This is a genomic window from Olivibacter ginsenosidimutans (assembly GCF_039542865.1).
Taxonomy (GTDB): domain Bacteria; phylum Bacteroidota; class Bacteroidia; order Sphingobacteriales; family Sphingobacteriaceae; genus Olivibacter; species Olivibacter ginsenosidimutans.
Window position 1 is genome coordinate 51078 of the sequence record NZ_BAABIQ010000031.1, and the last position, 12249, is coordinate 63326.

At 38.3% G+C, this 12249-nt stretch carries 12 protein-coding genes; 7 read left to right on the top strand and 5 right to left on the bottom strand.

Going from position 1 to position 12249, the window contains the following annotated elements:
• Positions 1-13: 13 nt before the first annotated feature.
• The 3 genes from ABD930_RS10220 to ABD930_RS10230 all read right to left on the bottom strand — a co-directional run bounded on the left by ABD930_RS10220 (position 14) and on the right by ABD930_RS10230 (position 3870).
• Complete coding sequence (locus ABD930_RS10220; RefSeq protein ID WP_345231615.1) at positions 14-694, bottom strand: LytR/AlgR family response regulator transcription factor; 681 nt, start codon at positions 692-694, stop codon at positions 14-16.
• A complete protein-coding gene (locus tag ABD930_RS10225) occupies positions 691-2205 on the bottom strand; it encodes a TlpA family protein disulfide reductase (protein ID WP_345231616.1) in 1515 nt (504 codons plus the stop codon). Before ABD930_RS10225 ends, ABD930_RS10220 begins: the two co-directional genes overlap by 4 nt.
• 195 nt (positions 2206-2400) lie before the next feature.
• The gene (locus ABD930_RS10230) at positions 2401-3870 is read right to left on the bottom strand and encodes a sensor histidine kinase (protein WP_345231617.1); all 1470 of its coding nucleotides are present in this window, start codon (positions 3868-3870) and stop codon (positions 2401-2403) included.
• Between the two features lie 284 nt (positions 3871-4154).
• On the opposite strand from ABD930_RS10230, the gene ABD930_RS10235 reads away from it, so the two are divergent.
• The 7 genes from ABD930_RS10235 (at position 4155) to ABD930_RS10265 (ending at position 9065) form a co-directional block, all read left to right on the top strand.
• A complete protein-coding gene (locus ABD930_RS10235; protein WP_345231618.1) occupies positions 4155-5396 on the top strand; it encodes a thioredoxin family protein in 1242 nt (413 codons plus the stop codon).
• A 271-nt stretch (positions 5397-5667) separates the two neighbouring features.
• Positions 5668-6078, top strand: a complete 411-nt coding sequence (locus ABD930_RS10240) for a hypothetical protein (protein WP_345231619.1) — start codon at positions 5668-5670, stop codon at positions 6076-6078.
• A gap of 186 nt (positions 6079-6264) precedes the next feature.
• Complete coding sequence (locus tag ABD930_RS10245; protein WP_345231620.1) at positions 6265-6681, top strand: hypothetical protein; 417 nt, start codon at positions 6265-6267, stop codon at positions 6679-6681.
• A gap of 142 nt (positions 6682-6823) precedes the next feature.
• Positions 6824-7327 carry a hypothetical protein gene (locus ABD930_RS10250; RefSeq protein ID WP_345231621.1) on the top strand — a complete coding sequence of 168 codons (504 nt, stop codon included), beginning with the start codon at positions 6824-6826 and terminating at the stop codon, positions 7325-7327.
• Positions 7328-7330: 3 nt separating this feature from the next.
• Complete coding sequence (locus ABD930_RS10255; RefSeq protein ID WP_345231622.1) at positions 7331-8284, top strand: hypothetical protein; 954 nt, start codon at positions 7331-7333, stop codon at positions 8282-8284.
• A 183-nt stretch (positions 8285-8467) separates the two neighbouring features.
• Positions 8468-8692 carry a hypothetical protein gene (locus ABD930_RS10260; protein WP_345231623.1) on the top strand — a complete coding sequence of 75 codons (225 nt, stop codon included), beginning with the start codon at positions 8468-8470 and terminating at the stop codon, positions 8690-8692.
• A gap of 145 nt (positions 8693-8837) precedes the next feature.
• On the top strand, positions 8838-9065 hold the full coding sequence (locus ABD930_RS10265) for a PIN domain-containing protein (RefSeq protein ID WP_345231647.1): 228 nt from the start codon (positions 8838-8840) through the stop codon (positions 9063-9065).
• Positions 9066-9135: 70 nt separating this feature from the next.
• Here ABD930_RS10265 and ABD930_RS10270 read toward each other — a convergent pair whose 3' ends face one another.
• The gene (locus tag ABD930_RS10270) at positions 9136-11850 is read right to left on the bottom strand and encodes a CHAT domain-containing protein (protein ID WP_345231624.1); all 2715 of its coding nucleotides are present in this window, start codon (positions 11848-11850) and stop codon (positions 9136-9138) included.
• Between the two features lie 6 nt (positions 11851-11856).
• Positions 11857-12243: a hypothetical protein gene (locus ABD930_RS10275; protein WP_345231625.1), complete on the bottom strand. Its 387-nt coding sequence runs from the start codon at positions 12241-12243 to the stop codon at positions 11857-11859.
• Between the last annotated feature and the right edge of the window lie 6 nt (positions 12244-12249).

A 12249-nucleotide genomic window follows, 5' to 3' on the forward strand; every position in this document is an offset into this window, starting at 1 on the left:
GGTTGAATAGAGGCTATAAGCTATTTAAGAATTCTTTTCGATAGGACCCCGCAAGAGGTAATATATGGCCCTGAACGGTAACCTGGTGACGTTCTAATTTATCTAAGGCATTTCGGTTAATAATGAATGAACGATGAATCCGTATAAATTGGGATTTTGGTAGCAGTGCCAAACATTCTACAAGTGTCATTCTGCTATTAACATGTTGATTTTTAGTAACGAAAGTTACGTAATTACCGGTAGCTTCCAGGTAATAGATATCATTTAGCACGATCTTAATGAGATCATAACCGCATTTAACAAATAGAAAATCTTCTTCCTGTTGTTTCGCATTTCTTATTTCCAAAACTTCGCCTACTTTGTTGCAAGCTTTTAAGAAACGTGCAAAGGAAAAGGGTTTAAGGAGATAATCAACTGCATCTAACTCAAATCCGGTTAGTGCGTGTTCGGCATAAGCTGTTGTGAAAATAACGAGCGGTTTAATGGGTAGACTATTAAAAAAATCGATGCCCGAAATATCAGGCATCTTAATATCTAAGAATAAGAGGTCAACACGTTCGTTTCGGAGAAAGTCCATCGCATCGAAGGCATTCGTAAACGTTTGCTTCAATTGCAAAAAAGATACTTTTTCTGCCAGTTTCTCTATAACTTCCAGTGCAAAAGGTTCGTCATCTATAGCAATTGCTTTTATCATTTAAGGTATAGGGCTAATTGTTGGTATAACGTTTCTTGATCGCTTGGTCGTTTTGCCTTCCCTTTAACCAAATTCCCTTGCTTATCAAAAATGAAATAACTAGGATATTGACCTCGCAGTTCTACCTGATCAGGTAGCAGTTCATTCCATACCGATTGGATTGCCTTATTATTCATACGTAGGTGTATACCCGTTATATTATTGACATAGATAAAATCACGCCATAACTGATCGCGTGCATCGTCATCCATGTCTAGGTATACAAATATAAGATCTTGGCCGTTGAATTTATCCTTTAATTGTGGGAGATAGGTTAATTCTTCTTTGCACGGGCCACACCAGGTACCCCAAATGTCCAAGTATACTACTTTTCCTTTGAATTGACGGAGAACTTTCGTAATTGACTTTATTGAATCAGGGCTTAGTAGAATTTCAATTGCCGCATTGCCTTGATTGGTGGATAGTTTATAGTTGAGCGTATCCGCATATTGTTTTAACCACTTGCCTTGTACACTATGAGGAAAATGGTGTTCAAACGTTTTGAATAAAAAGGTGAAGTCATGATAGTTACCATCAATATATTGATCCGATACCTGCTGGGCCAAATAGTGTTCAGCGGTACCCTGATCAAAGGTATGGTATATAGCCAGCCAGGCAAGATAGTTTTCTCCATGAGCCTTGGCAAGTACCATTGCGCTATCCATAGGGATGTTAAGATAAGGCAGCGGCCTGCTCTTTTGCGTAGTGTCTTGTTGATATTGTGCAAGTGCCTGTCCCAGTAAGTAACGGGTATAGCGTTCTACAAAAAGGTAATATTGAAAACCCGTGGCCCGCTTTGTTTGTGCAATGTCTACTGTGTCATATAATTGCGTTAGAAACTGGCTCCAATCGGCGCGTTTCCATCGTGCGATCGATAAAGCAAAATCAGAAAGATAATTCAAGGTGTTGTATTGAACTTCTGCAGTTAAGATAGACTGATCGTTTTTGCTCAGGTTACTTTGACGAATCAACTGGAATTTTTCTTCCCGTTCGGCAAGCCAGGGCCGGACAATACTATCTTGCGCACCTGCAAAGGTAATTGCAGCATAGGGATAGTGTTCATTCTCCCTTTTCATAAAAAAGGGGGAAGCGGTAAAGTTTAGGGATTGCAGCAATCTGTTTTCTGTTGCGGCACTTCCTTGAAACAGGTCCACATGATTACGACGACCATCGATGGTCAAGTCGAGTTCTTTATTCGGTTTCAACCATAATAGGTATTTTTGATCACCGATAAACAGGTAAGCAAAATGAGGTTCATCCAACGGGGTCTGCCATGTAAACGAACCATCAGATTTAATGGAAATTTCCTGATTTGCATTGGTGCGGCTCGGCACAGCATATACTAAGGGAATGCTAATAGATAATGATAATGGTGTTTGTTGATAGGCATTTATCTTACCACTGAGTTTAAAATGGGCTAGGCAAATAATGCTGGTGCACGATAGGAGTAAGGTGGTCAGTAATACTTTCATCTGTAAATAATTTGTCGTCTATTATTGTTTTTTTATTGGTACTCATGAAACGCAAAGCGTTTTTTAATCCATCAGTCAGATGGAGCTTACCATGTTCAAACCCCGGAGCTCATGGACACCAATTGAATGTTTAAAATCCGTGAATAAATTTACATTTCCCTGTGTGATAAAAATGAAATTTTAAACATGAACGGTTCATAATACTAGCGTTAAATGGATAAAATATTCCTCATTGGTTTGACGGATGGTTAACTCGTGTTTAGCAGGATATAATTGTTGCAAACGTTGTTGTACAATCTCGAGACCAATACCATTCCGATCTTTCTCCGGATCATGAATTGCTTTTTCGTGGATGCTGTTATAGACGTCAAAGTACAGGATACCGTCTTTTACATAGAGATTAATCTTAATCCACGAACGTTCCTTTAAGCTGATACCGTGTTTAAAAGCATTTTCTACAAAAGGAATAAGCAACATGGGTGCTATTTGGTAATTACCATCGACCTCTTGCAACTGATGTTCCACTACAATGTTATTCGATAAAGCTGTGCGTAGCTTTTGCAGGTCGATATAGTGTTGTACATAGGCTAACTCACGTATTAAAAGAATGCGGTCTTGCATGTTTTCATGTAGCATAAAGCGCATCATGTCGCCTAATTTTTGTATGCCTGATGCAGTCATTTCTGCTTCTTCTACCAAGGCTGTACCATATAAGGTATTTAATATATTGAAGAGGAAATGTGGATTGATCTGGGAGCGTAAGAATGATAAATCAGCAGTACTTTTGCCCAATGCTGTTTCCAGATTCAGTAATTTTGCAAGATGCCCGATTTGTCGCTTGTAAATATGGCGTACCGTTGGAATTAATAAAATATTCAGGCAAAGCCAAATGACAAGAAAACCACCGAAATTTATTCCAGCGGGAAGAGCAAATAGCAGACCGAAGGGTATATAGAGGATTAAAGATAATGGAATTCGGATGAATAAGTAGTTTGTTAACGGATAGTTTCTCCGTGTGCAATAAGGAAGTAGCAGATAAATATCCAGACAATATACCAAAAACGTATAAAGAGAAATGATTAGCCAAAATATGGCGAAAAAGGGGCGGACGGTCATTAATAGAAGAGCTATTGCTGCGATAATAGCAGCGGCAATTAGACTTTCGCGAACAATACGTGATGTTAAGTTGCCTTTTTGCCTCAATAAATAGATCACGCCATATTTTAATAAGCTATAGACCGTCAAGGTAATCATAATAATGAAAACAGACCCATACGTTTTGCCGTTCCCAAGATAAGACCATAAGGTATGTCTTTCGTAACGGTTTTGTGCCCACTCACAGTAAGCAAAACTTACCCATAGTGCAAATAAAGTTATTAACGAAATAATTAACCCTTTTTCATAGCGCTTTTCTTTTAAGAGATAGGTTGGAATAATCCAGTTATTAACTAATAGAAAAGCAATATAGTATAAACTGAAATAAATGATGACAGGTATTAAATGGTTCGTGTAAAAACTGAAAGACACCCCTTGCTCGTTAAAGGGTTTCATTAAAAAAAAGCTAGTTTTTTCTTCCCAATTTTTCATCTGCTGTCCATAAACCATTGTGATGATGAAGAGGTAAATGGCAGTAGCTGCAATAGCTTCTATGCGTCTTAGTTTCATGTTGCGTGATGTATTATTTCCTGCAAGCTTAGCCAATTGTTGATAAAGCTGCAATAAAATGGGATGAATGCATTGTTTTTTGGGATGAGTCTAGTTGTTGATCACTAAACCTATCTACATTTATTACCGAATAAAATTATAATAGCTTGATAGCCATTAAAAAAATATACAGGCATAAGTAAAATATTTTATCTTTAAAAAGAAATTTAGGATCAATACGAAAGAAGTATCCTTGGAGATGACGATATCGTCATACAGATGGTTGTACCCAAATGATTAACCACATGAAAAATCTATTCGTTTTATTATTGATGTTGCCCTTATTGGTGGTAGCACAAGAAGAAGGGGCTCATTTTGAGCATGGCCTTAACTGGCAGCAAGTTAAAGAGAAAGCCAAGAAAGAAAACAAATATTTATTTGTTGATTGCTTTACGACTTGGTGTGGTCCGTGTAAATATATGACCAGCACGATCTTTCCCCAAGAAAAAGTAGGGACATTCATGAACAAGAACTTTGTGAATCTCAAAATACAAATGGATAAAACAAAAGACGATAGTGAAGAGGTGAAGAGCTGGTATGCTGATGCAGATGCTATCGCAAAAGAATACAGTGTAAAGGCCTATCCAACATACCTTATTTTTGCACCTAACGGCGATATTGTTCATCGTATGGTGGGTAGCGATGAAGCAGATAGTTTTATCGCTCGTTTAGGAGAGTCGTTAGATCCCGATAAGCAGTATTATACCTTATTGCGTAAGTATGAAGCAGGGAATAAAGAGCCAGAATTTTTAAGACGCGTGGCCTTGGCCGCAAATTCCTCTTATGATCAGGCCACAGCCAGCAAAATTTCTGAGGAGTATCTGAATACCCAACAGGATCTATTCACCAAAGAGAATCTGGAATTTTTAGGTGAGTTTACTAGAAGCTCAACAAGTAAGGGGTTTCAGTTGATGTTGAATGAACCGGAAAAAGTTGATGCGGTGTTGGGAAAAGGGAAAGCTGCAGATAAGGTCGCTTCCATTATCCTAAGGGAAGAAGTTTTTTCAAAGGTGAATCCCAAAACAACGACAAACTTGGATTCCTTTAAAACCGTAATCAAAGAAAAATACCCAAAGATTAACGTTGACAAGCAACTGGCGATGGCCGAGATTCAATTGATGCAGTATCGGAAGGACTGGAATGCGTTTCAGCCAGCAATACGCAGTTATATGCAGCAGTATGGTTCTGAAGTGAAGCCAGAACAACTCAATTCTTTTGCCTGGGCAGTTTTTGAAAATTGTGAAGATCCAGACTGCGTAGTAGAGGCATTGGCATGGAGTAAACGTAGCATTGATGAAACGGAGGAAAAATCACCTGCATTTTTGGATACCTACGCGAATTTGCTATATAAAACGGGAAAAACCGACGAAGCATTGGTTTGGCAGCAAAAGGCTGTTGATCTAGCATCGGAAGGGGAAAAAACGGCTTTAAGGACGACGCTCGAAAAGATGAAAAAGGGCGAAAAGACGTGGAGAGAAGCCGACTAGTAGACCTCACACCTTGCCACAAATAGCAATAGGCGGATGTTGTCACAACAGCATCCGCTTTTTTATTGGATACTTGTGATCTCCGGGGCATAGATAATTAATTCCTGTCCGGGATCATTTCTTATGAGCCAAACCATTCCTTAATTTTTTAAAAAGTTGTTTCCATAAACCTTCTTCATGACGACTAATTTATAAAGCACGTATAAAAGCGACTGCTGGACGTTGAAACTCATCGTCTATTAACATATATATCGTCTTAAATTAAATCATTATGAAAACTAAATTCATCTTATTAAGCCTATTATGCTTAGGTATCGTTTATCAAAGTTGGGCACAATCCCCTGTAAAAAGTACTGCGAAAAGTCAGGTTCGCCCACTAACCGGAGTCTCTAAAGCAGATCAAGAAGCGATTAAACAATTAGCTGGCGACCAGTTTAATGTCAGTTTTACCGGTAATACAGCCATTTTTACGGAAAAGGTGAAATTGACTGATGTACGTGTATCGGGTGGAAAACAGCTAGGTGGAATTGGAAATGTAGCTGTGGTTGTACTAGATACTGATGTAGCCTCTATTGGTAGCCTTGTCAAAGGTAGCGGCAGTATCAACATGGGCGTTTTAAGCAGTCGTCTTAAGGCACAGAATATTCGGCAGATTTCCGCCATTATGCAGAAATATCAGTAGTCATTTAAAGGATAAGCTTTGGGATTTAAGGCCGTATGCTGATAGTCATTTTATTTTCTAAAAGTTGTTTCCATAAGCCTTCTTCATGACGACTAAAATATAAAGCGGTCGCATAAAAGTGACAGTATAGATTTTGAAACTCATCATCTATTAACATATTAATTAATCATTTTAAATTAAATCATTATGAAAACTAAATTCATCTTATTAAGCCTATTATTTTTAGGTATCGTTTATCAAGGTTGGGCACAATCCCCTGTAAAAAGTACTGCGAAAAGTCAGGTTCGCCAACTAACCGGAGTCTCTAAAGCGGACCAAGAAGCGATTAAGCAGTTAGCTGGCGACCAGTTTAATGTTAGTTTTACTGGCAATACGGCGATTTTCACAGAGAAAGTAAAATTGAATGATGTACGTGTATCTGGTGGGAAACAGTTAGGTGGAATCGGGGATGTGGCCATTATTGTAGTAGATGTGGCCAATCAGGGTACTAATAACACCAACAACACCAAGAACAGCGGCAGTATCAACATGGGTGTTTTAAGCAGTCGACTTAAAACACAGAATATTCAGCAGATTTCCGCTATTATGCAGAAATATCAATAGTAATTTAAGCGATGAGTTTTAGAATTAAAGGCCATATTATCCAATTTGCAAAGAATAGGATAGCATGGCTTTAATTCCGTTAAAATGTATTGATTGTGACCAGACATAGTGATGGTGTTAAAAAAGATAAGAAAATAAACAGATGAAAACAGGTATGCAAATTTTGTTAATAGCCTATTTGATTAGGATATTTTTAGCCATAACATCGCTCGATAGCAAAATCCCGGATGGCCGCCTTCTTCGGACAATTGATTTTGCGTCTGATTTAAATAAATCGCAATGGGCCTATGGTTTCTTTAAAAGAGACATTAATAAACGGTTGGACTTTCAGTTTAGGATACATCATAACAATGGCTTGGAAGACACACTTACCACAAGTCGCGGATTTACCTTTTATTCACCAAATAGGGAATGTGGTTTACGGTTTTATAATATGGCCGGAAGCTTTTTGAACGATAGTTTAAGCCAGCCAATTATGACACGTTCTATCGGCGTATTTTTACTTAATAAAGTTAAAGACGCCGATCAGATAGATGTGATTGCCAATTTTGAGACCTATCCCTCCCTTGCGGAGCATCATCCAGGTATACCCAAACGTCAAAAATTTTACGATGCGGTTGTATCCCTTAATGGAATAAAGAAATAACTTATGAACGCAATAGCCAACAAACAGCTTTCATCATGGGATATCTTGAAGGCGCTCACTTTTTTCAGAATAGCTATAGGAAGCTTTGCCTTGCTGCAAATGTCCTTATTATTACCAGCTATAGAAGATCTTTTAGGCCCCTCGGGCTGGGTTCAATGGGAAATCACACAGGCCATGAATCCGCTTTGGAAAATACATCTGGCCGATTTTTGTACCTTGTTTCATGTAGCAGATGATCGGCAAACTGTCGTTTTATATACTTTTGTTGCCTGTTATATGACATCAGCCTTAGGACTTACTCTTGGTTTTTTTACACAAGTTAATGCCTTGCTGTTAACTTTTTTTCATGCTGTATTTTTAAAAGTAATAACACCCTTTATCTATGGAGCAGACATCAGTTTACATTTTGCACTTTTTTACCTCATTTTTTTTCCAAGTAATACGTATTATGCGCTTGATATAAAGTGGGGTATAGGACTAAAAATACCGAGTGTTCATCCTAAATTTGCTTTAAGGGTATTGCAAATACATCTATGTATGTTGTATTATTCCGCCGGTTTTGAAAAGATCCGTCAGCCCGACTGGTGGAATGGGAACGCGATCTATTATGCGCTTACGCACCCCGATTTTGGCGGCCTGCACCTGCGTTGGATGTCGTCTTTTCGACTGATACCCATCACCTTGGGTATATTGACTGTTTTACTAGAGGGCTTATATGCTATTGCCATGTGGATCCCCTATGTACGTGTATTTTTCTTAACAGGTATTTGCCTATTACATCTGGGGATCATGTTGTTCTTGCATTTATACCTGTTTGGATGGATTATGATTGTGCTTTCCCTCTCCGCTTGGGGCATTTATGCCTTGTATGATGTGAAGAAATGGTTAGCAAAAACAAGATTAAAGAACGCGGTGGAAACTAGACTGGCACCAGAGGTAGGAGCGTGTGTGGCCTAAAACTATAGCCAAATAGATACCGGAAGTTTGTCAACAGGCTTGTTATTACCAGCCAAATAAGCGGGGTCACCGGTTCAAGGTGTTTTGTAATTAGCTGATTTTTTAAGTATTTTAGCAGGATAATATGACATAACTTATAGAGATAGAAGGGAACTTGCTTAGTATATCTTAATAATAAAACGTATGGATACCATTACAATAAAAATAAAAAATCGAGAAAAGCTCGACCATTTTCTAGCCTTTATTAAGGATTTAGAATTTGTGGAAGTGTTGCAGGATAATATGGAAGGAAAACGCCTGAAAGACAATCGTGTTAAGGATGATTTTTTTTCTTTGGCGGGCCTGTGGGAAAATAGGGATATTAATGCTGATGAATTAAGAGCAAAAGCATGGCCCAAAAAGAATTAGTTCTATGTGATACCAATATTCTAATAGAATTTTCCAAAAATAATTTGGATATTATCCAAGTACTTAGGAAAATCGGATCTGCTAATATTTCGATAAGTGCTATTACGGCTGGAGAATTTATTTTGGAGCCTTAGATAGAAAAGAGCTGACAAAGATAAAAAAGGCGTTGGATGCGGTAAGTATTATCCATACAGACAATGAAATTTCAACTGTAGCACTACAGTTAATAGAAAAATATACGTTGAGTCATCATCTAGATGTTCCTGACGCTTTTATTGCTACTACAGCTATTGTAAAAGGTATATCCCTATATACCTTAAATCTCAAACATTTTAAATATATCGATGGTTTGAAGCTGTATACAGATTATTAATTTGCTTTTCTGTAAAAAAATATAGGTTTACTGGATAACAGGTTACTGCTCACAACGCGTAACTGACAACTCACAACTTTTTCTCCGTCCGTTTTTTCATCCAAAACCAGCTGCCAAAAGTCACCATTGCCGATAAGATGAGGAAGTACCATAACCACACATATTGAGTGGGTTCGGGCGCTAAAGGGTTACTGGAACCCAGTAAAATAATACCCGCCCAGGCGTTGGGGATTTGCTTGCTGCGGTCGGCCTTGCGGAGCCAGTTGACCTGCGCTTCTTGCAAAGCAAGATCCAATGGAACCTCTTTGCTGGCCGATTTTAAGATCTGATGGGAGAGGGAATAAGCATCCTGATCGGCCACATCCCAAAGGGTGCTGTAAATGCTGGGAACACCGGCGCCCATGAAACCTCGTGATAAACTGAAAACTCCTTCCCCTTGATAATCCTTTCCAATCCCCGTACGACAAGCAGAAAGCACCAGTAATTGCGTTTGCGCTTGTTCTTGGTGAATATCGTTCAGAGAGAGGCTACTATCGGCAAAGTAAATGAGGGGCTGGGTGTTCTCTTGATCGGCATAGGCGTGACTGATCAATTGTACCACTTTGGCTTGCGGCCACTGCCTTTCAAAGCTGGCTTTATCGGCTTTTTCGTTGGTAAAGAGCAGTGAGGATTGAAAGAGTTGCTGATTGTCTTTTAAAGCTTTTGTTGCACCCGACAAACGGGCTAAGCTGCTTTTATAGGGGTAGTCGACCGGCGCTACGCCAAGGAAATAGTTTTGCGCTTTATCAGCGGATGGATGGACCTGCTGATGGAGTAAAGCGCGCGCGGAATAAGTATAGCTGAAAGCATAGTGGTTTACCAGGTAATCTGCTTTTTGTGCGGAAGCACTGAGGGCTGCAAAAGGGATAATAGCACTGCTGGTGGAAACAATCACCCTGGATGTTAAATACGATTTGATGGGCGCTAAAAAGAGTTGATAAAAACGATTGGAAGTTTGCAGGTATCGTTCGTACTGTTGATTGAATTGATTAGTATGTGCAAAAAAGGACATTAGCTCCTGTTTGTTACTATAATAGCTGGCCGAGTCTATTTTTTTGAGTAGGCTTTTTTGAGGGGTGACCACTAACAGATAGATTCCCTGTTTCCCTTCATAATAGCTGAATAAACTTTGTTGGCTGTTGGCTAGATAATCTTGTACTTCGGTCAAACGCGGTACATGATTGTTATACTTGTATTCATAATAACGCGGATAGCGTTTTTCCAAATCTTGGACATATTCATCTAATTTGGCCTGTGCTTGGAGGAAATCACTGAGCTGCTCGTTTGGATCGCCCTTGTTTTGATAATAGCTTACCTGCATGCGAAGCGCCGCTTCTTTGTCGGCTTCTGCTTGGGGTAAAACGTTTTTTGCCGCATGGCTGTTGAGTTGATCAAGTAATAAAACAGCTCGACTTTTCTCCAAAAAATAAAAGGCTTTTTCTGTATCGTTTAATTGATAAGCCGTTTCGATGGCCTGTTCATAAAGACTGTTTAATTTTTCCCGCCAAAAGAGTTTGGTGGCCATGCCTTGATGTTGCCAGCGGATATAGTCGACCAAAGTATCCAATAATTGATAGGTGTTTAAGGCGTATTTAAGGTTGGTTTTATTGGTTTTGTCCAAAGCAAGTATTTCGGCTTTGTCAAGGAGAGGGCTAAAAGCGTAGTCTTTTTGGGATAGGTTTTTAAGCTGAGTGGCTTTTGGATTTTCAAAGACATTACTCGGTTTAAAATTCATGGGGAGTACTGTTAAAGCTTTTTGCAGATAGAATTTTGTACTGTCTCTAAATTTCTGCTTTTTATAGATGAATGCTTTATTGTTATAAAACCTTGATAAATGATAACCGCTATTGGAAAACTTAAACGCTAATGACTCATATTGATCGGATAAATGAAGTTGATTTTGTAATATCGATAAATAGTGTAGGTTAATATAAATTTTCCCAATATCTGCAGATGAATTGGTTTTTTTGAAGATTTTTAGCGCCCGATTAAACCAGAACTTCGCGGCGGAATAATCACCTGTTTCTGAGTAAACTTCAGCAAAAAATTCATAATAAGTGCCTTTATCTATTTCTGTTGAATAATTTTCAACTAAATTAGAGAGAGAATCCATTTTTATGACAATTTCGGCCGTTTTTCCTAATCTAAGCAAGTTGATACATTGTTCATATATGTTTTTTGTCAAATTGAAATTATCGTCATTTTGTTTGTCGATATTTGCTCCCAAGGTAGCATAGCTCAATCCTCGTTGAAAATCTTCGATCTCATAATAAATATGAGAAAGCGCTTGGCAAACCATAGAGGGAATCCTCCATTTATTATATTTCTTTATCCCCAATTGATATGCTTTATTATAGTTTCTAACCGCATTAGCTAACTCTCCTATCTCTGCCTGGTAATATGCTAAATAAAAGAGATATTTAGATAAATATGCTAATGGAGTGCCGTTTGGATATTTAATAGCAATATTAATTGCGTCTTTTAGTAATGATATAGCGTTCTTTATATTGTGATCTGAAAACTCAGCACCCGCATATAAAAATAATAAATTGGTATAGGTGCTATCGGTTGTTAATTTTTGCTGGATACATCGATTTTGTAAGTTTTTAAAACCCTCTAATTGTTCTTTGATAGGTAAAGAAACTAACTCATGAAAATGTTTCCAAACTTCGTCAGTTAAAGAATGTTGGCATTTGCTTCGATAAGGCAATAAAAGCAATATCACAATGAAAGCCAGCTTGTACATGTCCTCCTATTTTAGGATATCTGCTTTGAAAAGTGGCAAGTTTTTTAATCCGGTTTGTTGGATTATTACCGTATTTGGGAATATTAAAGAAGGAATAATGGGTGGGGGAGGCGGTGGGATGGGTTTATTTTTAAGATATCCACCAATGAATTTTTCTTCCCCCCAACTATGCACCCCTGGTCCGAAAATATGAAAAATATGCTTGTTTTTATCCAGCTGTTTTACTTCAACAGTGGCTCTTAAGGCCTTTTTACCTAAAAGATATTCCACCTGCGCTTTAACCTGTTTTGTGGTCATCGGTTTCGGATACTGAAAGATAATCTGGTCTTTTACAATAAATTCGCCATTCTTTCGCAACAAAGCATTGGCCGTTTTGGTAGTTGTTGTCTTCATAATATA